Origin of the sequence: Streptomyces marokkonensis (assembly GCF_008312835.1) — a bacterium.
Classification (GTDB): Bacteria; Actinomycetota; Actinomycetes; order Streptomycetales; family Streptomycetaceae; genus Streptomyces; species Streptomyces marokkonensis_A.
Genome location: NZ_VSKS01000008.1, coordinates 188967 through 213400, shown reverse-complemented (window position 1 = coordinate 213400; position 24434 = coordinate 188967). Strand labels below are relative to the sequence as shown.

Here is a 24434-nt window from a genome sequence, read left to right as displayed (position 1 = left end):
ACTACGGGCCATGATGGTGTGCCTGGAGTTGCGGTGACCCGGCCAGGATCGTCACCGTTTCGGCGGTCTGCACGGCCGGGTACTTGCGCGATCCGTCCCGCCCGTGTGGACTACGGCCAATGCTTCGCGCACGCGCGTGGCTGAGACATTCCCAAGACATGATCAGGAGGCAACCCGTGAGCGCGACCGCGGACCACGCGGAGGAGCGGACGAACCCTGCCGCCAGGCTGGGGTTCCAGCCCGGGCAGGTGGTCCAGGAAATCGGCTACGACGACGACGTCGACCAGGAGCTCCGCGAGGCCATCGAGGGCGTCATCGAGAGTGACCTGGTCGACGAGGACTACGACGACGTGGCTGACGCCGTTGTGCTGTGGTTCCGCGACGACGACGGCGACCTGACGGATGCGCTGGTGGATGCCGGCACGTACATCGAAGAGGGCGGCGCGATCCTGCTCCTCACGCCGAAGACCGGCCGTTCGGGCTACGTCGAGCCGAGCGACATCTCGGAGGCCGCCACCACGGCGGGTCTGACGGCGTCCAAGAGCGTCAGCGTCGGCAAGGACTGGAGCGGCAGTCGGCTGGCGACCCCGAAGGCCGCCAAGTCGAAGCGGTGAATCACCCCGGACGGGCCGTTCGCGTCATGCGTCGGCCCGTCCGTCGGTCTGTCGTACTCCCTGCGTAGGGTGGGTCGGAGCGACCAACCCCGAAGGGATGAACACGACGATGGCGATCCAGGTCGGCGACAAGGCCCCGGACTTCGAGCTCAAGGACAACCACGGCGCCACCGTGCGGCTGTCGGACTTCCGCGGCCGCAGGAACGTGGTGGTCCTCTTCTACCCGTTCGCCTTCACCGGCGTCTGCACCGGTGAGCTGTGCGAGGTCCGCGACAACCTGCCGCAGTTCTCCGACCGCGACACCCAGGTGCTCGCCGTCTCCAACGACTCGATCCACACCCTGCGCGTCTTCGGCGAGCAGGAGGGGCTGGAGTACCCGCTGCTCAGCGACTTCTGGCCGCACGGCAACGTCTCCCGCGCCTACGGCGTCTTCGACGAGGACAAGGGATGTGCCGTGCGCGGGACCTTCATCATCGACAAGGAGGGCGTCGTGCGCTGGACCGTCGTCAACGGTCTGCCGGACGCCCGTGACCTGAACGAGTACGTGAAAGCGCTCGACACCCTGTGATTGTTCGCTTCCGGGGCCTGCGGGCCCCGGGAACCCCTCACTAGGATCGACTCGTTGATCCGACATCCGACGCACGACGGGGCACCCCGCCCCTGGACACCAATGGAGGACTCGTGGGAGTCAGCCTCAGCAAGGGCGGCAACGTATCGCTGAGCAAGGAGGCGCCGGGCCTGACCGCGGTCATCATCGGACTGGGGTGGGACGTCCGCACGACGACCGGCACCGACTTCGACCTGGACGCCAGCGCCCTGCTGCTGAACAACTCGGGCAAGGTCGGCAGCGACGCCAACTTTGTCTTCTTCAACAACCTCAAGAGCCCGGACGGCTCGGTCGAGCACACCGGCGACAACCTCACCGGTGAGGGCGAGGGCGACGACGAGCAGATCAAGGTCAACCTCGCCGGTGTCCCGGCGGACATCGAGAAGATCGTCTTCCCGGTCTCCATCTACGACGCCGAGAACCGCCAGCAGTCCTTCGGCCAGGTGCGCAACGCGTTCATCCGCGTGGTCAACCAGGCCGGCGGCGCCGAGATCGCCCGCTACGACCTGTCGGAGGACGCCTCCACCGAGACCGCGATGGTCTTCGGCGAGCTGTACCGGCACGGCGCGGAGTGGAAGTTCCGCGCCATCGGCCAGGGCTATGCCTCGGGCCTGCGCGGCATCGCGCAGGACTTCGGCGTGAACGTCTGAGACGGCCACCCGGGCGGCGACGCCCGAGCCAGGCCGCCCGCCGCGGCCACACCGCCCGGCGCCGCACGGTTTACGTGCGGCGCCGGACGCGCAGGACCACCTGAGAGACACCAACCGGAGGGGGACCAGCATCATGGGCGTCACGCTTGCCAAAGGGGGGAACGTCTCCCTGTCCAAGGCCGCACCCAACCTCACGCAGGTCATGATCGGGCTCGGCTGGGACGCGCGCTCCACCACCGGAGCCGACTTCGACCTCGACGCCAGCGCGCTGATGTGCAACGGCGGCCGGGTCATGGGCGACGAGTGGTTCATCTTCTACAACCAGCTCAAGAGCCCCGACGGCTCGGTGGAGCACACCGGTGACAACCTCACCGGCGAGGGTGACGGCGACGACGAGTCCCTGCTGGTCGACCTCTCCAAGGTGCCGGCCCAGTGCGACAAGATCGTCTTCCCGGTCTCGATCCACATGGCCGACGAGCGCGGCCAGACCTTCGGCCAGGTCAGCAATGCCTTCATCCGCGTGGTGAACCAGGCGGACGGCCAGGAGCTCGCCCGCTACGACCTGAGCGAGGACGCCTCCACCGAGACCGCGATGATCTTCGGTGAGCTCTACCGCTACCAGGGCGAGTGGAAGTTCCGTGCGGTGGGACAGGGGTACGCGTCGGGGCTGCGCGGCATCGCTCTAGACTTCGGAGTCAACGTTTCGTAAAGCCGATCACGGCAGCGGGGGAGACCCGTTAACACACCTGGGGTAGCCAGTGGTTCTGAAAACCTTCGGCTGGTCGTTCGCGGTCACCGCGCTCGGCCTGGTCGCAGCGATCCTCTTCGGGGGGTGGACCGCCTTCGGAATCGTGGCGATCCTCTCGATCCTCGAGATCTCGCTGTCCTTCGACAACGCGGTGGTCAACGCCGGCATCCTGAAGAAGATGAATGCCTTCTGGCAGAAGATCTTCCTCACCATCGGCATTCTGATCGCCGTCTTCGGCATGCGGCTGGTCTTCCCCGTCGTCATCGTCGCGGTCAGCGCCCAGCTCGGGCCGATCGAGGCGGTCGACCTCGCGCTCAGCGACAAGGACCGTTACCAGGAGCTCGTCACCGACGCCCACCCGGCGATCGCCGCGTTCGGTGGCATGTTCCTGCTCATGATCTTCCTGGACTTCATCTTCGAGGACCGGGAGATCAAGTGGCTGGCCTGGCTGGAGCGCCCGCTGGCCAAGCTCGGCAAGATCGACATGCTGTCGGTCTGCGTCGCGCTGATCATCCTGCTGATCTCCGCGATCACCTTCGCCACCAACGCCCACCAGCACGGCGGCGCGCACGTCGACAAGTCGTCCACCGTCCTTCTCTCCGGTATCGCGGGTCTGATCACCTACATGATCGTGGGCGGTCTCTCCGGCTTCTTCGAGGACAAGCTCGAAGAAGAGGAGGAACGCGAACACGAGGAGGAGGAGAAGGCCGCACGGGAGGGCAAGCCCCGCACGGGGGTCGCCCTGGCCGGCAAGGCCGCGTTCTTCATGTTCCTCTACCTCGAGGTCCTGGACGCGTCCTTCTCCTTCGACGGCGTGATCGGCGCCTTCGCCATCACCAACGACATCGTCCTGATGGCGCTCGGTCTCGGCATCGGCGCCATGTACGTCCGGTCGCTCACGGTCTACCTGGTCCGCCAGGGCACCCTGGACGACTACGTCTACCTGGAGCACGGCGCGCACTACGCGATCGGCGCCCTGGCGATGATCCTGCTCGTCACCATCCAGTACGAGATCAACGAGATCGTCACCGGCCTCATCGGCGTCGTCCTGATCGGCGCCTCCTTCTGGTCCTCCGTCCGCCGCAACAAGCGGATCGCGGAGGCCGAGGGAGAGGACGCCGTGAAGACCGAGGTCTCCTCCGGGGTGTGACGGCATCCCGGGTGAGGAACGCTCTCGACGGGGCGGCCACCGAGGACCACTCCTCGGTGGCCGCCCCGTCGGCCGTCCGGCACAGGGGTGCCCGGCGGACGACAGGCGGGGGTTCGACAAGCGGACATGGGGCGGGAATGGGTTTCCTGGACGGACTGTGGCGCGGCCGTGAGAGCGCCTTCGACTCGGGCAGCGCGGCCAGCAACGCGATCGAACTGACCAAACGGTACGGTCAGGTGTCCCTGACCAAGCAGGGCGCGGCCACCGGCCATCTGCGGATCAATCTGAGCTGGCGGATGCGCACCTCCGACTTCGGCGGCACCCAGCGGGAGAGCCTGCTGCGCCACCCCTTCAAGGCGCTCAAGCCGCCGGAGGTCGTGGGCCACAGCCAGTCCATGGTCAACGTCGACCTCGACCTCGGCTGTCTCTACGAGCTCCAGGACGGCACCAAGGGCGTGGTCCAGCCGCTCGGCGGCTTCCTCGGCGAAGTCAACGCGCCGCCGTACGTCAAGCTCAGCGGCGACGACCGGTTCGGCTCGGGATCGGGCGAGACGATGTACGTCAACCTCGACCAGCGCGAGAACCTCAAGCGGCTGCTGGTCTTCGTCTACATCTACGACCAGACGCCCGCGTTCGACCGGACGCACGCCATGGTCACGCTCTACCCCAGCAACGGCCCGCGGATCGAGATCGGCCTCGACGAGCGCCATCCACAGGCCCGGTCCTGCGCGGTGGTCATGATCGAGAACGTCAGGAACGAGATCCTCGTCCGCCGCGAGGTGAAGTTCGTGTACGGCTTCCAGGCGGAGCTGGACCGGCTCTACGGGTGGGGACTGCAGTGGGGCAGGGGCTTCAAGACGAAGGCCGAGCGGTGAGAAGGCCCTGGCTCCCCGCCCGTGCGGCGGGCGGGGACCGGTGCGCTAGCGCCCGATGAACTGCGGGCCCTGCGGGGGCAGCCGGAAGTCCGGGTCGGGGGACGCGGGCGCCGGCGGCGGGAAGCCGTACCCCGACGGCGCGCCCGCCGCGGCCGTGGCGGGCGCGGGCGGATAGCCGTAGGCGGGCCGGCTCGCCGGATGCGGGTAGCCGTAGGCGGGCCGGGTGGCCGGGGGCTGCTGCGGCGGATAGCCGTACCCGGGCTGCGCGGGCACCCCCGCCGGCTGCTCGGGCGGCAGCGGCCGGGACACCTCGGGGGCCGGCGGCACGAGCGGGGCCTGCGGCTGGGTCAGGGCCTCGGGCGAGATCCCGTCGGCCTCGGCCTGGGTCTGTGTCGTGGCGGGCGCCTGCTGGGTGGTGTCGGCCCCGTCGGGCGCCGACGCGGCCTCCGACTCGTCCACCGAGATGCCGAAGTCGGTCGCCAGGCCCTCCAGCCCGTTCGAATAGCCCTCGCCGAGCGCCCGGAACTTCCAGCCGTCCCCGCGCCGGTACAGCTCACCGCAGATCAGCGCGGTCTCCTGGCCGGTCTCCGGCTTGATGTCGAAGTACGCCAGCGCCTCCCCGTCGGCGGCCTGTGCGTCGTACAGCAGAATGCGCAGCGCCCGTACGCGGTCGAAGGTGACGCCGTCCGCCGACGCGACGAGCAGAATCCGGCCGACGCCGGACTCGACACCGGCGAGGTCTGTCTGGATCGTGTCGGTGAGGCCGTCGGCGACGCGCTTCTTGCCGAGCCGCCACACCTTCCCCGACGGATGCCGGGGCTGGTTGTAGAAGACGAAGTCCTCGTCGGAGCGCACACGGCCGTCGAGACCGAGGAGCAGCGCGGAGGCGTCGACGTCCGGCACCCCCTGCCCGGGCGACCAGCGCAGCACGGCGCGTACGGTGGTGGCCTCGAGAGGGACGTTCGACCCCTTCAGCATCGCGTGCGTCATGTGGTCATCCTGCCTTCTCCGTCCTGGTCACGACAATGCGGGGGGTTGGGGTCGCCACAGGCGGGTTACCTGATGTTCATGCCCGGCGGGAACCGCCGACATGGATCTCTACGTACTATTACCGGCCACCTTCCGACATTCCACTGATTCCACTGAGGCACGGGGGAGTTCAATGCGTCATTTCGGGCATATCGCCCCTGCTGTGCGGAAACGTCTCTTCTTCCGGGAGCCCGCGGAGTTCACGCCCGGCTCCCCGGCCCGGCTGCTCTCCGCCGCCCTCGGTGCCACGCTCTACAGCCCCGCGACCAGGCCCCGGCTCGCCGACGACGTCGTGAAGCAGGGCGGACGCGGTGTGGTCTCGATGGTGCTGTGCCTGGAGGACTCCATCAACGACGCCGACGTCTCCGCCGGCGAGGAGAACCTCGTGCGCCAGTTCGCCGACCTGGCCGGGAGGCCCGGGGCGGACCTGCCGCTGCTGTTCATCCGCGTCCGGGTCCCCGAGCAGATCCCCGACCTCGCCCACAGGCTCGGCCCCGCCGTCCGGCTGCTGTCCGGATTCGTCCTGCCGAAGTTCACCGCCGAACGCGGCCTGCCGTTCCTCGAGGCGCTCACCACCGCCGAGGCGGAAACCGGCCACCGGCTGTTCGCCATGCCGGTGCTGGAGTCGCCCGAACTGCTCTACCGCGAGTCCCGCGTGGAAACCCTGGAGGGCATCTTCCGCGCCGTCGACAAGTACCGCGACCGCGTGCTCGCCCTGCGCCTCGGCGTCACCGACTTCTGCTCCTCCTACGGGCTGCGCAGGGGCCCCGACATGACGGCGTACGACATCCAGGTCGTCGCCTCGGTCATCTCCGACGTCGTCAACATGCTGGGCCGGGCCGACGGCACCGGGTTCACCGTGACCGGACCGGTCTGGGAGTACTTCCGGGTCCAGGAGCGCATGTTCAAGCCACTGCTGCGGCAGAGCCCCTTCCACGAGGTCCAGGCGGTCGCGCTGCGCGAGAAGCTGATCGAGCACGCCATGGACGGCCTCCTGCGCGAGATCTCCCTCGACCGTGCCAACGGCCTGCTGGGCAAGACCTGCATCCACCCCTCCCACGTGCTGCCCGTGCACGCGCTGTCCGTCGTCAGTCACGAGGAGTACAGCGACGCCCAGGACATCGTCCGTCCGGAACGCGACGGCGGGGGTGTACTCAGGTCGGCCTACACGAACAAGATGAACGAGGTGAAACCGCACCGCGCCTGGGCCGAGCGGACCCTGCTGCGCGCGGAGGTCTTCGGCGTGGCGAACGAGGACGTCGGCTTCGTGGAACTGCTCGCGGCGGGGCTGGCGGACTGACCGGGATGGAGAAGGCTGTGAACACATGGTCCGGCAGCTGGGTCACGCGGCGGCTCGGGGTCGAGCTGGCCGGCGACGAGAGCCTGCCCGACCTGCTGGGACTTGCGCTGCGCCGCAACCCCAAGAGGGCCCACCTGCTCGTGTCCAACGTGCTCGGCAAACACGTACCGCAGTCCCCGTCCGTCGTGCACGGCCACGGGGTCGCACTCGGGCGCCGGGTGCGTGAGCTGCTCGGTGACGAGGCGGAGGGGGCGGTCGTCCTCGGCTATGCCGAGACTGCGACCGGGCTGGGGCATTCCGTTGCCGACGGTCTGGGTGCGGCGCCGTATCTGCACTCCACCCGCCGCCCGGTCGCCGGGACGGCCGCGGCCGGGGGCTTCGAGGAGTCCCACTCGCACGCGACGTCCCACCTGCTTCTTCCGGAGAACCCCCGGCTGCTCGCGGGCGAGGGCCCGCTGGTCCTGGTGGACGACGAGTTCTCCACGGGGAACACGGTGCTGAACACCGTCCGGGATCTGCACGCGCGGTATCCGCGGACCCGGTATGTCGTGGTGGCCCTCGTCGACATGCGCTCGCCCGCCGACGCCGGGAGGCTGGACGCCTTCGCCCGCGAGATCGGGGCGCGCATCGACCTGGTGACGACCGCGTCGGGCACGGTGCGGCTGCCTGACGGCGTCCTGGAGAAGGGGCAGTCCCTGGTGGCGCAGTACGAGGGTGCCACGCCGGGTGGTCGGGCGACTGCGGCCGCGCCGGGGCCGGTCGCGCAGTTCCCCGCGCCCCTTGGGGGTGCTGGCGGTGCCGTCGGCTTGGAAGCGGGGGGTGGGGGCGACTCCCCGGGGGCGCGGGGAACTGCGCGATCAGCCCATGACGGGGCGCGGTCGAGTGACGGGATCACGCGTGTGGAGCTGGGCTGGCCCGCCGGCCTCCCCGACGGCGGACGCCACGGCTTCACCCCCGCGCACCGAGCCCGCCTCGAACAGGCACTCCCGGACATGGCGGCCCGCCTCGCCGAGGCACTCCCCGAGGACACGCACCGCGTCCTGGTCCTCGGCTTCGAGGAGCTGATGTACGCCCCGCTGCGCCTCGCGGGCGAGCTGGAGCGGACCACCGGCGCCGACGTGCGCTTCTCCACCACCACCCGCTCACCCGTCCTCGCCGTCGACGACCCCGGCTACGCGATACGCACCCGCCTGGTCTTCCCCGCCCACGACGACCCCGCCGACGGTCCCGGCGAGCGCTACGCCTACAACGTCGCGGGCGGAGGCTTCGACGCCGTGGTCGCCGTCGTCGACTCGGCGGCCGACACCCCCGCGCTGCACGCACCCGACGGCCTGCTCGCCCGGCTCGCCGCACACACCCCGCAGGTCCTCCTCGCGGTCGTACCGTCGTACGTACCCGCGGCCCAGGACGCCCGACCGGACGCCCCCGAAAGGCCCGCCACCATGCTCCCCGAGCCCCTCAGAGGCCCCGCCTTCTCCTCGTACGCGCCCGAGGAGGTCGGCTGGCTGCTCCAGGACCTCTCGGACGTGACCCTGGAGGCGCCGACCGAGGAGCGGGAGGAGGCCATCCAGAGCGGCGGCGCGCACTACGCCGAGTCGCTGCCCGTCGAGTACCAGCCGAGCGAGCAGTACCAGGAGCTGTTCCACGCGGCGCTGGAGGAGTCGGCGGCCCGGCTGGCCCACGCGGTGGGTGTGGTCACCGAGACCGTCCTCGCCGAACGGTCTCCCCGGCCGGTGCTCGTCTCCCTGGCCCGCGCGGGCACCCCCGTCGGCATCCTGATGCGCCGCTGGGCACAGCACCGCCACCAGCTCGACCTGCCCCACTACGCCGTCTCCATCGTCCGCGGCCGGGGCATCGACGCCAACGCGCTGCGCTGGCTGGCCGCCCACCACGACCCCCGTGACGTCGTCTTCGTCGACGGCTGGACCGGCAAGGGCGCCATCACCCGCGAACTCGCCCAGGCCGTCGAGGCGTTCGAGAAGGCGGAGGGCGTCAGCGGCTTCGACCCGGAGATCGCGGTCCTCGCCGACCCCGGCTCCTGCGTCCGTACCTACGGCACCCGCGAGGACTACCTGATCCCCTCCGCCTGCCTCAACTCGACCGTCTCCGGCCTGATCTCACGCACCGTGCTCCGCGCCGACCTGGTCGGCCCCGACGACTTCCACGGTGCCAAGTTCTACCGCGAACTCGCGGGCGCGGACCTGTCGGTGGCGTTCCTGGACGCCGTCTCCGCCCGCTTCCCGGAGGTCACGGACGCGGCGTGCGCCCAGGCCAAGGAACTCCTCTCCACCGACCGCGCCCCCACCTGGGAGGGCTGGGCCGCGGTCGAGCGCATCAGCGAGGAGTACGGCATCCACGACGTGAACCTCGTCAAGCCCGGCGTCGGCGAGACCACCCGGGTGCTGCTGCGCCGGGTGCCGTGGAAGGTGCTGGCCCGGGCCGGCGCCGGCAGCGACCTCGACCACGTCCGCCTGCTCGCCGGACAGCGGGGTGTTCCCGTCGAGGAGGTCGACGGGCTCCCCTACACCTGCGTGGGGTTGATCCACCCCCGGTACACCCGGGGCGCGACCGGCGCCGACGGCAGGGCGGTGACCCGCTGATGCCCGTCGTCGTCGCCAGTGATCTGGACCGCACCCTCATCTACTCCGCCGCCGCCCTCGCCCTGACCATGCCGGACGCGCGGGCACCCCGGCTGCTGTGCGTGGAGGTCCACGAGAGCAAGCCCCTGTCGTACATGACGGAGACGGCGGCCCAGCTCCTCACCGACCTCGGTGACGAGGCCCTGTTCGTCCCCACGACGACCCGCACCCGCAAGCAGTACCAGCGCATCAACCTGCCCGGCCCGCAGCCCGCCTACGCGATCTGCGCCAACGGCGGCCACCTCCTCGTCGACGGCGAGACGGACCGGGACTGGCACGCGCGGGTGCTCGCCCGGCTGGCCGACGAGTGTGCCCCGCTTGCCGAGGTGCAGGAGCACCTGCTGCGGACCGCCGACCCGGTGTGGGTGCGCAAGCACCGCGTCGCCGAGGACCTGTTCGCCTACCTCGTCGTCGAGCGCGAGCTGCTGAGCGAGGAGTGGGTGAAGGAGCTCGCGGTGTGGGCGGAGAACCGCGGCTGGACGGTGTCCCTCCAGGGCCGCAAGATCTACGCCGTGCCGAAGCCGCTCACCAAGAGCGCGGCCGTGCGCGAGGTCGCCCGCCGCACCGGCGCCGACCTCACCCTCGCCGCCGGCGACTCCCTGCTCGACGCCGACCTGCTGCTCGCCGCCGACCAGGGCTGGCGCCCCGGCCACGGCGAACTCGCCGACGCCGAATGGACGGCGCCCGCGATCAGGGCACTGCCCGAACGGGGCGTGCTGGCCGGCGAGCGCATCCTGCGCGAACTGCTGCGGACGGTGCGCTCACCCCGGTGAGGGACCGTACGGCCGCGAGGCCGGCGCGTCAGCGCCGGCGTCGCAGGGCCATCGTGTCGGCGGAGTCGTACCCGTCGGGGGAGTCGTACCCGTCGGCGCGGCCGCTCCCGCCGTCGTGGCCGGTGACGGAGTGCGGCGGGCGCGGGCCGTCCGTGCCCGCTCGCCCGTCCCGCCCGCGACGGCCGTCGCCCGAGCGCGTCAGCCGCAGCACCACGAACGCCACCAGGGCCAGCGCGGCCCCGGCCAGGACCACCTTCGAGTACGCCGAGACGACGGCCGTCACCTGCTGCCAGTTGTCGCCCAGCGCGTAGCCCGCGAGCACGAACGCGGTGTTCCAGATCGCGCTGCCCAGCGTGGTCAGGCCGAGGAACACCGGCAGCCGCATGCGTTCCACACCGGCCGGCACGGAGATGAGACTGCGGAAGACCGGGATCATCCGGCCGAAGAACACCGCCTTGGTCCCGTGCCGCAGGAACCACGCCTCCGTCTTCTCGATGTCCGCGACCTTCACCAGCGGCAGCCGGCCCGCTGCCGCCACGGTCCGGTCACGGCCGAGCAGGGCGCCCACCCCGTACAGGGCGAGCGCGCCGGCCACCGAGCCGATGGTGGTCCACAGCAGGACCGCGAGCAGCCCCGTCCGCCCGCTGCTCGCGGCGAACCCCGCCAGGGGCAGGATCACCTCGCTGGGCAGGGGCGGGAAGAGGTTCTCCAGCGCGATCGCGAGGCCGGCCCCGGGGGCGCCCATGGCGTCCATGAGGTCGTTGACCCACCGCGGCCCGGCACTCCCGTCCGCGGCCGCCGTGATCGTGAGCGCTGCGCCGGATGTCATGCCCCCACGCTAGGAACGCGAAGCTGAAGGGACGCTGAAGGCGGTCCGTCAGCCGCAGCAGCCACCGCCGCAGCAGCCGCCCCCGCCCCCGCCCGCGGGGGGAGCGGGCGCCGAGGCGGACGCGGTACCGCCCACCGCGACCGTGGAGAGGAGCTTCACCGTGTCGTCGTGACCCGCCGGGCAGGCCGCGGGCGCGGAGGACTCCGCCATGGGGCGGCTCATTTCGAAGGTGTCGCCGCAGGTCCGGCAGCGGTACTCGTAGCGAGGCATGCCCACAGGTTAACCGGACCGCCCGGCGCCGTGCCGGTCAGTGCGCGCCACCGCCCCGCTCCTCGCGGATCTGGGCCACCACCCGGCTGACCGCCGCCCGTACCGCCTCCGTCTCCGTCAGGAAGTGCCAGTAGTCGGGATGGCGCCCCTCCAGACCGGCGACGGCCCGCTCCAGCCGGGCCACGGCGTCGTCCAGGGGACGGGCGTGGCGCGGGTCGGGGGTGTTGCGGCCGGCCATGGCCAGACGCTGCGCGTCCCGGATGGCGAAACGGGTGCGCTCGATCTCCTGCTCCGGGTCCTTCTGCACCGCGTTCAGCCGCCGCAGCCGGTCACCGGCGGCCGACACGGCCTCGTCGGTGGTGTTCAGCAGCGCCCGCGCGGTCGACAGCAGCGCGGTCGCGTCCGCCCAGCGCTGCTCCTCGCGGGCGGCCCTGGCCTCGGCGAGCCTGGCCTCGGCCAGGCCCACGTTCTCCGAGGCCAGGTCGGGGACGTTCTGCAGGTCCTGCCAGCAGGCCACGGTGAAGCGGCGGCGCAGCTCGCTCAGCACCGGTTCGACCTGCTCGGAGCGGGTGGTGAGGGCCTGGGCACGGGTGCGCAGGGAGACCAGCCGGTGGTCGGTCTCGGCGGCCCGTTCCGGCAGGCGTTCGGCCTCCACGCGTACGGCCTCGGCCTCACGCGTGACGCGTTCGGCCCGCTCCAGGGTCTGCGGCACGCCGTGCTGCCCGGCGCCCTGGTTCAGCTTGGTGAGTTCCGGGGAGAGCGAGGCGAGCCGGGCGGCGAGGTCGTCCGCCTTCAGTCCCGCGCCGCGCGCGGTGTCGAGGGCGTTGGAGGCGGCGAGCAGCGACTGCCGGGCGCGTTCCACGGAGGGCGCGAGCCGGGCCAGCTGGGTCTCGGCCTTGCCGAGGAGGGAGCCGAGCCCGTCGGCGAACCGGTCCAGCTCCTTCCTGACCCGCTCGAGCTCCTCCTTGGCGGCGGTCAGTTCGGCGCGGGCCTGCGAGGCCGCCGAGGCCTCCAGGTCGTCCCGGTCGAGGTCGTGGGCGTCGACGGCGTTGATGTACCGGTGGCTGGCCTCGTCGATGCGCCGGCCGAGCGCCTCGAAGTCGGAGACGGCGCGGCGGGCGGCGGGGGAGGAGTCGACGGCGGTGATCGTCTCGATGGAGATCCGCAGGTCGCGCTGGGCGGTGTCCAGGTCGTAGAACGCGGCCGCCGCCGCGTCCTTGGCGGCCTGGGCCTCGGCCCGCTGGTTCTCGGCCCGCCCGCCGAACCAGCGCCGGGTGCCGCCGCCGGCGAACGCGGCGGGCAGCACCAGCGCGGCGGCCAGCGGCAGTCCGAGGAGGGCGAGCGCGTCACGCAGGGGGCCGGGAGCCCGGCGGGGGAGTGGCCCGGGTGGAGGAGGGGACGCGGCACGGCGCATGCGGGGCACGCGCGGCTCCGACGGCGAGTACGGCCGCGCTGGTGTCGCCGTCACATCCCTCTCCCGTACTGTCGTTCGCCCTGCCCGGTGCCATTCTCCCACCGGTGGAGGACGAACACACGGGTCCGTCAGTTCGCCGTGCGGACCGTGAGTTTCCCGTCGCCGGTGCGGGCGGTCACCTTGTGGGGGCTGGAGTCGTCGCGGGGCACGGAGACGTCCTCGGCGCCGTCACCGGTGCCGGTCTCCACGCGGTAGGTGGCCCGCGGCAGGTCGATGGTCAGGGAACCGTCGCCGCTGCGGGACTCCACCAGGTCCGGTACGACGCCGAGTTCGAGGCGGACCGAGCCGTCGCCGCTGTGGGTGCGCACCGTGCGGGAGGTGACCTCCGCGCGCACCGACCCGTCACCGGTGCGCAGCTCCAGGGGGCCGCTGGAGTCCGTGACGCGGACCGAACCGTCCGTCGTACGGATGCTCAGCGCGTCGCGGAAGCCGCGCGCCCGCACGCTGCCGTCCTTCTCCTCGACCTTGACGGCCACACCGCGCGGCACCTCGATGCGGTGCTTGGTGGAGCAGTCGGCGACGACGCCCGAGCAGTTCTCGCGCAGCACCAGCCGGTCGCCGTCCATGGCCCAGGTGACCTCCGGGTCCGGGCCGACGGCGACGGTGCCCTGGAACCACCGGGTGACCTCGATCCTGCCCGAGGGGTTGTCGTCCGCCGCGACGATCTCGAGAGCGGAGTCGTCGGAGTCGATGGTGAGGGTGCTGCCGGGCAGGTCGAAGGAGCGGTGGTCGGGATCGTCGTCGTCGGCGGCCGAGGCCCCGCAGGCGCTCAGGCCCGCGACGAGCACCACGCAGGCCCCGGCGAGGGCGAGGGCACGCGTCCGCGGGGCGCGGGCGGTGCGGGCGCCGGGCGTGGGGCCGGCGGGGCGGGCGGTGGTGCGGGACGTGCGGGTCATGACGGTCTCCCCCTGGGCGGACGGTGGCGCTCCCAGCCGTGTTCGAGCGCTCTTCGACCGTACGGAGGCGCGGCCCGGCGGGGGATCCGGGCCACTACCGGATCCGGGGTGGGGATATCCCCCGGGGGCCCCGGAGGCCGTCGCCCCGGCCCCGGCGGGAGCGGGCGACAGGGTTTGCCGGGTCGTGCCCCGGGCCATGTAGGCTGTCGACTCGACCTGGGCACGCGGCCCGGGTCCCGGGTGCGTAGCTCAGGGGTAGAGCGCCTGCCTTACAAGCAGGATGTCGGCGGTTCGAAACCGTCCGCGCCCACCGTCGCGGAAGGGCCTCCGGGATTGTCCCGGAGGCCCTTCCGTCATCACGCGCCCGTCGCGAGGCGGCCCTACGGGGAGTCCGCCGCGCCCCGCGCGCCGTCCTCGCGGGCGTGCTTCAGCCGGGAGCGGGCGTGGATCCGGTCGGAGCCGGTGAGTTCGGCCCAGTAACGGTGGGTGCTGACGAACACGGCGAGCTCGTGCTCCCGCCGTCTGAGCTTCTCGACCTCGGCCTGCTCGTCCTCGGTCCAGCCGGGTGAGGCGGGGCGCTCGATCCTGCGCCAGCCGTTGTCGTCGCTGAAGCCGTCGAGGGGTTCGACCGACCAGGGGAGCCGCTTCAGCAGGGCCGACAACTCGGCCCGGACCTGATGCAGTTCCTCCTGACCGGCGAGGAGGTCACTCGGAAAGTCATAGGTCGCAGCCACGATCCAATGATACGCCTGTTCGATTTTGGGTGGCGAGTTGCTCCAGGGTCTCGGGACGGGATTCATCCGTTCGTGGCCGCGGGCGGGCCCCGCGCGTCAGACTGGAGGCATGTGCCGGAGTATCAAGACGCTGCGTCCGCCCGTCCTGCCCGAGGAGGCCACGGAGGAGGAGATCCGGGCCGCCGCCCTGCAGTACGTGAGGAAGGTGTCCGGGTTCCGCGCGCCGGCCGCCCACAACCGTGAGGTGTTCGACCGGGCGGTGGAGACGATCGCCGAGGCGACGGCCGAGCTGCTGGACGGGCTGGAGGTCCGCGGGGCCGCCGCGCGGGCGGGGGCTGACGTCCGCGGGGCTTGGGCCCGGGGCGCGGGCTGACGTCTGCGAGGCGTGGGCCCGGGGCGCGTGCTGCCGGCCTCTGGGCGGGCCTCGTGGGGCTGGGCCGGGGGTGGTGCGCAGCCCGGCGTTCGCGGGGGTGCCTCCCCCGGAGGGGGTACCTCCGGCGCCCACCCTCCCCCACTCTCGGCTTCGCTCGAGCGGGGGGACCCCCATCGCCCCAGCGGCACGACTGCCCGCAGCTGGGGAGGCGCGACCGGCCGCCGCCGCGGAGGGGCGGCCGGCCGCAGTTGAGGGTGTCTACGGGGCTTCCGAGGGCTGTGGTCTCCGGTGCATCAGGTAACCGGCGCCCGCCCCCGCCGCGAACAGGGCGCCGACCGACACCGCCGTCGCCAGCCAGGTCGCGCCCAGCCAGTAGGCGCCGAAGTAGCCGAGGGCCACGCTGTACGCGGCCCAGGACAGGCCCGCCAGGGCGGACCAGGGCAGGAAGTCGCGGGCGCGGTGGCGCGCGGCGCCGGCGCCGAGGGAGACGACCGAGCGGCCGGCCGGGGCGAAGCGGGCGAGGACGACCAGCGCGCCGCCGCCCCGCGCCAGCGTCGCGCCGAGACGTTCCTGCGCGGTGCTCAGCCGCCGGGAGCGGGCGATGGCCCGGTCCAGGCGGGCGCCGCCGCGCCAGGCGAGCCGGTAGGCCACCAGGTCGCCGAGGACGGACGCGGTCGCGGCGCAGAGGGTCAGCACCAGGATGTCGGGCACGTCGGTCGCCGTGCCCGCGGCCGCGGCGGTGGCCGCGGTGATCACCAGCACCCCGCTGGGCAGGACCGGGAGGAACACGTCGAGCAGCACCGACAGGGCCACCACCGCATAGATCCATGGGCTGCCGACCAGCGACCCCAGACTGTCCACCCGAACTCCCCGTAACGCCCCCGTGGGCCAAGCGTGCCGCGCTGTCGCGGAGGGGGCGGCAGGGGGTGGCAGGAGTGGCCGATGACAGCCATAGAGCGTACGCCCGGCAAGTGACGGAAAGGTCACGGGGGGTTCGTGTGTCCGGTGCCCGGAGTTCTCCTTCCCGTCGCGAGGACGGGTGTCCTCCCCGGTGTGGAGCGGGGAGGGCACCCGTGCGGCGCGTGCGCGGTGGGCCGGGGCGGTCGGGACGGTCAGGCCGTCGCCGGGGCCTGCTCCGCCGTCCGCTGCCCGTTCGCCGACGAGCGCCTGGTGAACAGGCGGTCCAGTCCGAAGGCTCCGGAGCCGGTGAACACCAGCAGGAGCATGGCCCAGCAGTACATGGCCGCGCCCTCGCCGCCGTTCTCGACCGGCCAGAGGGCCCCGGGCTGGTGGACCTTGAAATACGCGTACGCCATCGCGCCGGACGAGATGAACGCCGCCGCCCGGGTGCCGAGGCCGAGCAGGACGAGGCTGCCGCCGACGAGTTCTATGACGGCCGCGTACCAGTAGGGCCAGGTGCCGGTGTCGACGGTGCCGCCGTCGCCGTCCGCGCCGCCGAGCACGCCGAGCAGCTTCGCCGCGCCGTGGCAGGCGAAGAGCAGGCCGATGACCATGCGGAACAGGCCAAGGGCGAATGGCTGGGCGCTGTTGAGGCGTCCGGTCATGTGGGGGTCTCCTTCGGTCAGGCCGGCCCCGGGTGGGGCCGGTCCGGGGGGACGGAACCGAGTCGGAGGCCCACGTTAGGAGCGCCTCTCACTTACTTGCAAGTTCAACTTTTGGTCATGGATTCCGCTCGACCCGGGCGTCCCTGTGCCCGCCGCCCCATGTCAGTAGGGCCCCCGTGCCGCCTCCGCCCCCCTCACGGTGACCGGATCCGCACCCCCGTGCACAGGCGGCTCACAGGTTCCTGCAGCGTCAGCGGCTCAGCCGGGTCTCCGCCACCGTCCTGAGCCGTGTCCCCGTCTCCTCCTGCTGCGCGTGCTCCAGCCTCAGCACCGCCGAACGCCCCTGTGCCGTCAGCGTCATGAGCTGGTTGCCGAACCAGGGCCCGCCCGTCTTGCGCCAGCCGACCGCCGGCCGGCCCAGACGGCCGTGCCGCGCGAACACGCGCCCGAGTCCCCGGGCGGCGGCGCTCCAGCCGAAGCGGAAGCCGAGCCTCATCGACTGGGGGATGGAGTTGTGGACCGGGGAGCAGGTCAGCTGCACCACCCGGGCGTCCGGCGCCGCACGCCCCGGCCAGCTCGGCTCGGCGACGTAGGCGTGGTGGACGTCCCCGGAGAGCACGCACACCGTCGCCGGCGCGTCCGGCCCGGTGCCGGTCTCGGCGATCAGCTCCGCCAGTTCGTCGAACGACTCGGGGAAGGCCGACCAGTGCTCCAGGTCCGCCGCACGCCGCAGCTTCTCCCCGAGCCGTGCCCAGCGCGGTCCCTTGTCGCCCCGGCACAGCGCGGAACTCCACGCCTCGACGTCGTGCACGAGATGGGGGAGCAGCCAGGGCAGGGACGTGCCGATGAGCAGGTGGTCGTACGTGTCGCGGGCGTCGAGGGCCTGGTCGCGCAGCCAGCCGGCCTCGGTCCGGTCCAGCATCGAGCGCCGGCCCTCCTCCAGGACGCGGGCCGCGCGGCTGTCCACCATCAGCAGCCGCACCCGGCCGAAGTCGCGCCGGTAGCTCCAGCGCACGGCGGTCGCGTCCGCCTCCGCGTCGGAGGCGAAGGCACGCAGCGCGTCGGTGCCGTCGGGGCTGTCCCGGACGGCCGCGTACACCGGGTCGGCCTCCAGGTCGGCGGGGGAGAGGTTGCCCAGGTGCTGGTGCACCCAGTACGACATCAGGCCGCTGAGCACCCGCTCCCGCCACCACGACGTGGCGCGCATGTCCTCGACCCAGGAGGCGGAGGTGTTCCAGTCGTCGATGACGTCGTGGTCGTCGAAGATCATGCAGGTGGGCACGGTGGACAGCAGCCAGCGCACCTGGGGGTCGAGCCAGGACTCGTAGTAGAGGTGGGTGTACTCCTCGTAGTCCGCCACCTGGCTGCCCGGCGGGTCGTTCAGGTCGCGGCGGGCGGCGAGCCACTCCTTCGTGGCGTCGGAGGTCTCGTCGGCGTACACCTGGTCGCCGAGGAGTAGCAGGACGTCGGGCCGCTCACCGGCCGGGTCGGCGGCGATGCGCCTGGCCAGGGCGTCGAGGGCGTCGGGGCCGACGGGGTCGGGCTCCCCGGTGGGCGGGGAGGCCCAGCGGCAGGAGCCGAAGGCGACGCGCACCCGGTCGCCGGGGCCCGGGGTGGCGATCACGGAGGGCGGGTACGACGGGAACGGGTCCTCGGGCAGCGGCCACACCCGGGTCTCGTCGAGGAAGACCTCGTACGGGGTGGCCGTGCCCGGTGTGAGGCCGGTGACCCGGACGAGCGCGTAGTGGTGACCCGCGATCCGGAAGGTGCCGGCCCTCCCCCCGGTCCCGTCCGGACAGCGCACCTCCACGGTGCCCGGCCGGGCGGTCTCGACCCAGACGGTCGCGGACGAGCCGTCGACGTACCTCAGCAGTGGTCCGAGCCGCAGTCCGGCCATGGTCACCCCTTCCTCCGTCGCCCCGTACGGTACGCAGCGACGGAGGTTCCCGGGGAGATTTACGCACCCGCCAGTTCGCCGGCGCGTCAGCAGTTGGCGAGGTACCCCTGCAGGGCGGACTTCTCGGCCGAGTCGACCGACAGGCCGTAGTAGTACTTCACCTGCACCCACGCGCGGACGTACGTGCAGCGGTAGGTCGTGCGCGACGGCATCCAGGTGGCCGGGTCCTGGTCGCCCTTGGACTGGTTGACGTTGTCCGTGACGGCGAGGAGCTGCGGGCGGGTCAGGTCGTTGGCGAAGGCCTGGCGCCGCGAGGTGGTCCAGGAGCCGGCGCCGGAGTCCCAGGCCTCGGCGAGCGGCACGAGGTGGTCGATGTCGACGTCGGAGGCGGCGGACCAGGTGGCGCCGTCGTACGGGGAGTACCAGCTGCCGCTGGTGGCGGCGCAGGAGGAGTCGGTCCGCACGTTGGAGCCGTCGCGCTTGAGGACGGTCTCGCGGGTGTTGCAGGTGCCGCTGACGGTGATCCAGTGCGGGAACAGGTCGCGGCTGTAGCCGGTGCGGTTCTCCGTGCGCACGGGCAGCGTGGCGAGGTAGCTGCGGGCGGTGGCGGCGCTCACCGGGGTGGGGAGGGCGGCGGAGGCCGTCGGGCTGTTGAACAGGCCGACGGAGGCTATGAGTCCGGTGAGTGCCGCGGCTATGCTGAGGCGTCGACGCGCGTAGAACTTCGACATGCGAACTCCCTTGTGGGGTGGGGCCGTTGGCGTGCGGGCAGGCACATGCTCGCCACGCCGTGTTGCCGGGAGGGGTGCTTCCGGTAAGAAGCTAATGACGTGTTCATGACACGTCTATGGTTCGAGTGTGAAGTTTCCGCGTACGAGGCCCTGCCCGGGCCTCGCGTACCATGGGCGGCGCAGAAGGGGAGTAGCTCTTCGCCGGACCGTCGACATACTGCTCAGCCCGCCTGAGCCGGCGCCCGGAGGCAGGCCTCACGACGTGGGGCCGGCCGGCGAGACCTTCGGCAAGCAGTGCACGCCCGTGCCGTACGGCACGGGTGCCGCGTGTGCTGCCGTGCCGAGGTGTCCCGTGGAAACGCACAGCACTCTCGGTGGGGCAGCCCCGACCGATTGAGGAACCGTTGATCAGCCTGACCGTGACGGCCGTCGTCTTCGGCGTCGTCTTCCTCGCCGAACTGCCCGACAAGACCGCGCTCGCCGGCCTCGTGCTCGGCACCCGCTACCGCGCCTCCTACGTCTTCGCCGGAGTCGCCGCCGCCTTCGCGCTCCACGTCGCGCTCGCCGTGGCGGCGGGAAGCGTGCTCACACTGCTGCCGCAGCAGATCGTGCACGCGCTCACGGGTGTGCTCTTCCTGGGCGGCGCGGCGATGCTGCTGCTGAAGAAGGACGAGGACGAGGAGGAGGTCCGCAAGCCGGAGAACCAGTCCTTCTGGAAGGTCTCCGGAGCGGGTTTCATGCTGATCCTGGTCGCCGAGTTCGGTGATCTGACGCAGATCATGACGGCCAACCTCGCCGCCCGCTACGACGACCCGCTCTCCGTCGGCCTGGGTGCGGTGCTCGCGCTGTGGTCGGTCGCCGCCCTCGGCATCGTCGGCGGAAAGGCGCTGATGAAGCGGGTGCCGCTGAAGCTGATCACGCAGATCGCGGCGCTGCTGATGCTGGGTCTCGGCGTGTGGAGCCTGTGGGAGGCGGTCACCGCCTGACGCCCGCCGCGGGCCCGCCGCGGACGACGGCGGGCCGAAGCGTGGGTGAACGGCCGGCGAAGACGGTGGCGCGATGCCGGGTTTGTTTTGTACCGTGGATGAACAAAGTGGCTCCCGCCCGTTTTCCCTGACCGGCGGGCGGGGCCGCCTTGTCCCCCCAGTGTCAGCCCCTGCCTCCGCTCCCTGGAGTTGCCGATGACGGCCACCGTCGTACTCACCGCCCGCGCCCTCCTGCTGGACATGGACGGCACCCTCGTCAACTCCGACGCCTCCGTGGAACGCGTCTGGCGGCGCTGGGCCGACCGCAACGGGCTCGACGGGGACGAGGTCATGAAGGTCGTGCACGGGCGTCAGGGGTACGCGTCGATGGCCCTGCTGCTGCCCGGCCGGCCCATGGAGCAGAACCACGCCGACAACGCCCGCATGCTCGCCGAGGAGACCGCCGACACCGAGGGTGTCGTCGAGGTGCCGGGCGCCGGCGACTTCCTCGCCTCCCTCAAGGGCCTGCCGCACGCCCTCGTGACCTCCGCCGATGTCGCCCTGTCGACGGCGAGGATGGCCGCCGCCGGGCTGGAGCGGCCCGACGTGCGGGTGACGGCGGAGTCCGTCGGCGCGAGCAAGCCCGACCCCGAGGGCTTCCTGAAGGGCGCGGCGGAACTGGGCGTCGACCCGGCCGACTGCGTGGTCTTCGAGGACTCCGGCGCGGGCATCGCGGCGGGCCGCGCGGCCGGCATGCGCGTCGTGGGCATCGGCCCCCGGGCCGGATTCCACGCGCCGGACGTGGTCGTACGCGACCTGACCCAGGTCCGCGTGGAGCCCGCCGCCGACGGCACGATCCGCCTGCACATCACGCGGTAGCCGCCCCCACGGGCTCCTCGCCCCCGGCGCCGCGCGGGCCGGCCGCCCGGCCCCGGGGCGTCACGGCTCCCGGGTCTCCGACTCCAGCCGGGCCCGGGTCTGCGGGCCGTACACGCCCAGTTCCTCGTGGACTCCGCGGGACCACTGGTAGTTGCGCAGGGCGTCTTCCAGCCGGTGGTTGAACTGGCCGTTGATGTCGTCGTTGTACAGGTACAACTGGTGCAGGCGCTGCTGGAGTTCGACGACCTCCTGACCTCGGTCGCCGCGGCTCAGCACCGGGGCGGTGCCGTCGTCCTCGCCCTCGTCCGTGTCCGCGGGCGCGTCCGAGGGGCCGGACGTCGTCGGGGCCGGGGACGGCTCGGCCGGTTCCGGCGCGGTCGGCGAGGCGCTGGACGCCGACGGCGACGCGGAGGCCGAGGCGCTCGCGCTCGCGGACGGGGAGCTGGAGGGGGAGGCGGACGGCGTCGGCGAGGCGGAGGAGGCGCCGGCCGTCGGCTCCGCGGACGGCGCCTCGGACGACGGGTCAGGGACGCTCGCCCTGACCTCCTCCGGCGCGGCGCTGTTCCGGGACGGCGTCTCGTAGGAGAACACCCCGCTCGCCCACCCCGCCGCCGCCACCACGACGACGACGGCCCCGGCCGCCGCGAACAGCACCGTGCGGCGACGCCGGCCCGACGGCGCCGCGTCGACGGTCTCCGGTCCGGGCGCGTCCGGGACGGCCCCGAGCGGCTGCGTCGCGTCGAACAGGTCCAGGTCCGTGGCGCTCGGCCGCGTCGTCGCCGGCCCCAGGGGTGTCGGCAGCACGGACGTCGAGTCCGCCGCGCCGGGCGCCGCCTCCGGCGGGACGGCGTGCAGCGGCATCGTCCGGTCGGGTGCCTCCGGGCCGTCCGCCGGCGGACCGGGCGCGTCCGCGCCCTCGGCCGGCTGTCCGGGCGCGCCCGTCGACGCCCCGGCCGCACCCGCGGCCTCCGCGGGCCCGTCCGGCGTACTCCGCGCGGTCCCGCCGTCCAGTTCGACGTACGGCCGGATGCGCAGCGGGTCGAAGTCCTCCGCGGCGGCGGCCTCCGCCGTACGCGCGTCGCGGAGGGCGTCGGACGCACGCAGCGTGCAGGCGCAGGAGGGCGTGTTGTCCCCGTTTCTGGGCGCACCGCACTCCGGGCACGGGTGTCCGTTCGGCTGTTCCACGTGTCGTCCCTCCCCTCGCGAACTCCAGAGATTATGCAGATCTTCTTCACAGCTCGGGCCGCGTGCCCCCGGAATGCGAACTTCCGGCAGGACTCAACAGGCCATAACAGGTCACACCGATCACGATGGAGGGTGGACACGAGAACTGTGGAGGTCCGCATGGCCGGCGACGCGCACGGTACGGCGCCGAAGGGCGACGCGCAGCCCGCACCCCGCGCCGGACCGCCGGCCATGGACGCCGACGGCCGGGAACAGGTGTCCGGCAACGTCCTCTTCTCGATCGGCGCCCTGCTGCTCGGCCTGTTGCTCGCCGCGCTCGACCAGACCATCGTGTCCACCGCCCTGCCCACCATCGTCAGCGAACTGGGCGGCCTGGAGCACCTGTCCTGGGTGGTCACCGCCTATCTGCTGGCCTCCACCGCCGCGACCCCGCTGTGGGGCAAACTCGGCGACCAGTACGGACGCAAGAAGCTCTTCCAGACGGCCGTCGTGATCTTCCTGGTGGGCTCGGCGCTGTGCGGCACCGCGCAGGACATGGCCCAGCTCATCGGGTTCCGCGCACTCCAGGGACTGGGCGGCGGCGGCCTGATCGTGCTGTCGATGGCGATCGTCGGCGACCTGGTCCCGCCCCGTGAACGCGGCCGGTACCAGGGCCTGTTCGGGGCGGTGTTCGGCGCGACGAGCGTGCTCGGTCCGCTGCTGGGCGGAGTGTTCACCCAGCACCTCAGCTGGCGCTGGGTGTTCTACATCAACCTGCCCGTCGGGATCGTCGCGCTCGCCGTCATCGCGGCGGTCCTGCACATCCCGCGCAGGTCCACCAAGCACGTCATCGACTACCTCGGCACCTTCCTCATCGCCTCCGTCGCCACCTGCCTGGTGCTGGTCGCCTCCCTCGGCGGCAACACCTGGGCCTGGGGATCGCCGCGGATCATCGGGCTCGCGGTGCTCGGCGCCGTCCTCGTCGTCGCCTTCGTGGCCGTGGAGCGCCGGGCCGCCGAGCCCGTACTGCCGCTGAAGCTGTTCCGGGTGCGCACCTTCACGCTCTCCGCCGTGATCAGCTTCGTCATCGGCTTCGCCATGTTCGGCGCGCTGACCTATCTGCCGACCTTCCTGCAGGTGGTACACGGCATCACGCCGACCATGTCCGGTGTGCACATGCTGCCGATGGTGGCCGGCATGCTGCTGTCGTCCACCGGCTCCGGCCAGATCGTCAGCCGCACCGGCCGCTGGAAGGTGTTCCCGATCGCGGGCACCGGCGTCACCACCCTCGGACTGCTGCTGCTCCACCAGCTCGACGCGTACAGCTCCACCGCGGTGATGAGCACCTTCTTCTTCGTCTTCGGCCTCGGACTCGGGCTGGTGATGCAGGTCCTCGTGCTGATCGTGCAGAACGCCGTCCCCTACGAGGATCTCGGCGTCGCCACCTCCGGCGCGACGTTCTTCCGCTCCATCGGCGCCTCGTTCGGTGTCGCCGTCTTCGGCACGATCTTCGCGAGCCGCCTCGGCGACGAACTCACCGACGCCTTCCGGGGCGCGCCCCTGCCGCCCGGTGTCTCCCCCGGCACGCTGGAGGCCGACCCGCGCGGCATCGCCGCCCTGCCGCCCGCGCTGCGCCCCCCGGCGCTCGACGCCTACTCCACCGCCATCACCGACGTCTTCCTCTACGCCGCGCCCGTCGCCCTCCTCGGCTTCGCGCTGGCCTGGTTCCTCAGGGAGGACCCGCTGCGCGACGCGGTCACCGCGCCCGACGTGACCGAGACGCTCGCCAGCAACCCCGTGGAGCGGTCCTCGTACGACGAGGTGTGCCGCGCGCTGTCGGTGCTCGGCACCCGAGAGGGACGGCGGGAGATCTACCGGAAGATCACCGATCGCGCGGGCTACGACCTGCTGCCCGCGGCGAGCTGGCTGCTGCTGCGGATCAGGAGGCACGGCTCGGTCGAACCGGCCCGGCTCGCCGAGCGCAACCCGGTCCCGCTGAGCGTCGTCCTCGAGGCCACCCGGCAGGTCGAGATCCGGCACCTCGCCGTGCGCCGGGGCGTCGACCTGGTGCTGACCGAGGAGGGCCGCGAGACGGCGGAGCGGCTGGCGCGGGCCCGGGAGGAGTCCCTGGCCGAGCTGCTGGGCGACTGGTGGGGGCCGGACCGCCCGACCGACCTGACGCACCTGGTGCACGAGCTGAACGACGAGCTGTGCGGCTCCCGAGGGGAACGGCCCCACGACGCACGCGCGGTGACCCCGGCGTCCTGACCCC

At 72.3% G+C, this 24434-nt stretch carries 24 protein-coding genes and 1 tRNA gene; 14 read left to right on the top strand and 11 right to left on the bottom strand.

Translation table 11 applies throughout. The features are described 5' to 3' along the window. The first annotated feature begins 176 nt into the window (after nt 1–176). From F1615_RS16515 to F1615_RS16490, 6 genes are all read left to right on the top strand, one after another. Nucleotides 177–614 carry a DUF3052 domain-containing protein gene (locus F1615_RS16515; protein ID WP_037937378.1) on the top strand — a complete coding sequence of 146 codons (438 nt, stop codon included), beginning with the start codon at nt 177–179 and terminating at the stop codon, nt 612–614. A 109-nt stretch (nt 615–723) separates the two neighbouring features. Then, nucleotides 724–1182, top strand: coding sequence for a peroxiredoxin (locus tag F1615_RS16510; protein ID WP_149549837.1), 459 nt, complete (start codon nt 724–726; stop codon nt 1180–1182). 113 nt (nt 1183–1295) lie between these two features. Next, the gene (locus tag F1615_RS16505; RefSeq protein ID WP_037937384.1) at nt 1296–1871 is read left to right on the top strand and encodes a TerD family protein; all 576 of its coding nucleotides are present in this window, start codon (nt 1296–1298) and stop codon (nt 1869–1871) included. A gap of 133 nt (nt 1872–2004) precedes the next feature. Then, nucleotides 2005–2580: a TerD family protein gene (locus F1615_RS16500; RefSeq protein WP_149549732.1), complete on the top strand. Its 576-nt coding sequence runs from the start codon at nt 2005–2007 to the stop codon at nt 2578–2580. 49 nt (nt 2581–2629) lie between these two features. Beyond that, nucleotides 2630–3769 (top strand): DUF475 domain-containing protein, encoded by a 1140-nt coding sequence (locus tag F1615_RS16495; protein ID WP_149549731.1) that lies wholly within the window; start codon nt 2630–2632, stop codon nt 3767–3769. A gap of 137 nt (nt 3770–3906) precedes the next feature. Next, nucleotides 3907–4644: a TerD family protein gene (locus tag F1615_RS16490; protein WP_149549730.1), complete on the top strand. Its 738-nt coding sequence runs from the start codon at nt 3907–3909 to the stop codon at nt 4642–4644. 45 nt (nt 4645–4689) lie between these two features. On the opposite strand, the gene F1615_RS16485 is transcribed toward F1615_RS16490, so the two are convergent. Further along, nucleotides 4690–5634: a TerD family protein gene (locus F1615_RS16485; protein ID WP_149549729.1), complete on the bottom strand. Its 945-nt coding sequence runs from the start codon at nt 5632–5634 to the stop codon at nt 4690–4692. A gap of 172 nt (nt 5635–5806) precedes the next feature. Between F1615_RS16485 and F1615_RS16480 the strand changes: the two genes are divergently transcribed. From F1615_RS16480 to F1615_RS16470, 3 genes are read left to right on the top strand one after another with little or no spacing between them, the layout of a single operon-like run. Next, nucleotides 5807–6973, top strand: a complete 1167-nt coding sequence (locus tag F1615_RS16480) for an HpcH/HpaI aldolase/citrate lyase family protein (protein ID WP_149549728.1) — start codon at nt 5807–5809, stop codon at nt 6971–6973. A gap of 5 nt (nt 6974–6978) precedes the next feature. Next, nucleotides 6979–9573 (top strand): phosphoribosyltransferase, encoded by a 2595-nt coding sequence (locus F1615_RS16475; RefSeq protein ID WP_149549727.1) that lies wholly within the window; start codon nt 6979–6981, stop codon nt 9571–9573. Continuing rightward, a complete protein-coding gene (locus F1615_RS16470) occupies nt 9573–10385 on the top strand; it encodes an HAD family hydrolase (RefSeq protein WP_149549726.1) in 813 nt (270 codons plus the stop codon). Before F1615_RS16475 ends, F1615_RS16470 begins: the two co-directional genes overlap by 1 nt. Before the next feature lie 28 nt (nt 10386–10413). On the opposite strand, the gene F1615_RS16465 is transcribed toward F1615_RS16470, so the two are convergent. The 4 genes from F1615_RS16465 to F1615_RS16450 form a co-directional block, all read right to left on the bottom strand. Beyond that, a complete protein-coding gene (locus F1615_RS16465; protein WP_149549725.1) occupies nt 10414–11214 on the bottom strand; it encodes a DedA family protein in 801 nt (266 codons plus the stop codon). A gap of 48 nt (nt 11215–11262) precedes the next feature. After that, nucleotides 11263–11484: an FmdB family zinc ribbon protein gene (locus F1615_RS16460; RefSeq protein WP_149549724.1), complete on the bottom strand. Its 222-nt coding sequence runs from the start codon at nt 11482–11484 to the stop codon at nt 11263–11265. Nucleotides 11485–11521: 37 nt separating this feature from the next. Further along, complete coding sequence (locus F1615_RS16455; RefSeq protein WP_425385647.1) at nt 11522–12952, bottom strand: hypothetical protein; 1431 nt, start codon at nt 12950–12952, stop codon at nt 11522–11524. Between the two features lie 74 nt (nt 12953–13026). After that, entirely contained in the window at nt 13027–13854 is an 828-nt protein-coding gene (locus tag F1615_RS16450; protein ID WP_244328766.1) for a DUF4097 family beta strand repeat-containing protein, read from the bottom strand. A gap of 238 nt (nt 13855–14092) precedes the next feature. Here F1615_RS16450 and F1615_RS16440 point away from each other — a divergent pair. Continuing rightward, a tRNA-Val gene (locus F1615_RS16440) sits at nt 14093–14164 on the top strand. A 70-nt stretch (nt 14165–14234) separates the two neighbouring features. Here F1615_RS16440 and F1615_RS16435 read toward each other — a convergent pair. Then, nucleotides 14235–14588, bottom strand: a complete 354-nt coding sequence (locus F1615_RS16435) for a hypothetical protein (protein ID WP_149549723.1) — start codon at nt 14586–14588, stop codon at nt 14235–14237. A gap of 109 nt (nt 14589–14697) precedes the next feature. Here F1615_RS16435 and F1615_RS16430 point away from each other — a divergent pair, with 109 nt between their 5' ends. Beyond that, nucleotides 14698–14961 (top strand): DUF2277 domain-containing protein, encoded by a 264-nt coding sequence (locus F1615_RS16430; RefSeq protein WP_149549722.1) that lies wholly within the window; start codon nt 14698–14700, stop codon nt 14959–14961. Nucleotides 14962–15219: 258 nt separating this feature from the next. On the opposite strand, the gene F1615_RS16425 is transcribed toward F1615_RS16430, so the two are convergent. From F1615_RS16425 to F1615_RS16410, 4 genes are all read right to left on the bottom strand, one after another. After that, a complete protein-coding gene (locus F1615_RS16425; protein WP_149549721.1) occupies nt 15220–15822 on the bottom strand; it encodes a DedA family protein in 603 nt (200 codons plus the stop codon). Nucleotides 15823–16073: 251 nt separating this feature from the next. Next, the gene (locus tag F1615_RS16420; RefSeq protein WP_149549720.1) at nt 16074–16526 is read right to left on the bottom strand and encodes a DoxX family protein; all 453 of its coding nucleotides are present in this window, start codon (nt 16524–16526) and stop codon (nt 16074–16076) included. A gap of 250 nt (nt 16527–16776) precedes the next feature. Beyond that, the gene (locus F1615_RS16415) at nt 16777–18423 is read right to left on the bottom strand and encodes an alkaline phosphatase D family protein (RefSeq protein WP_149549719.1); all 1647 of its coding nucleotides are present in this window, start codon (nt 18421–18423) and stop codon (nt 16777–16779) included. Between the two features lie 86 nt (nt 18424–18509). Continuing rightward, the gene (locus tag F1615_RS16410; protein ID WP_149549718.1) at nt 18510–19154 is read right to left on the bottom strand and encodes an HNH endonuclease family protein; all 645 of its coding nucleotides are present in this window, start codon (nt 19152–19154) and stop codon (nt 18510–18512) included. Between the two features lie 404 nt (nt 19155–19558). Between F1615_RS16410 and F1615_RS16405 the strand changes: the two genes are divergently transcribed. Both F1615_RS16405 and F1615_RS16400 read left to right on the top strand, forming a co-directional pair. Continuing rightward, nucleotides 19559–20140, top strand: a complete 582-nt coding sequence (locus F1615_RS16405; protein ID WP_149549717.1) for a TMEM165/GDT1 family protein — start codon at nt 19559–19561, stop codon at nt 20138–20140. 195 nt (nt 20141–20335) lie between these two features. Then, nucleotides 20336–20998 (top strand): HAD-IA family hydrolase, encoded by a 663-nt coding sequence (locus tag F1615_RS16400; RefSeq protein WP_208818333.1) that lies wholly within the window; start codon nt 20336–20338, stop codon nt 20996–20998. Nucleotides 20999–21058: 60 nt separating this feature from the next. Here the strand turns inward: F1615_RS16400 and F1615_RS16395 are convergent, their stop codons facing one another. Next, nucleotides 21059–22183, bottom strand: coding sequence for a peptidoglycan-binding domain-containing protein (locus F1615_RS16395; RefSeq protein WP_149549715.1), 1125 nt, complete (start codon nt 22181–22183; stop codon nt 21059–21061). 159 nt (nt 22184–22342) lie between these two features. Here F1615_RS16395 and F1615_RS16390 point away from each other — a divergent pair, with 159 nt between their 5' ends. Next, the gene (locus tag F1615_RS16390; RefSeq protein WP_149549714.1) at nt 22343–24430 is read left to right on the top strand and encodes an MDR family MFS transporter; all 2088 of its coding nucleotides are present in this window, start codon (nt 22343–22345) and stop codon (nt 24428–24430) included. Nucleotides 24431–24434: the final 4 nt, after the last annotated feature.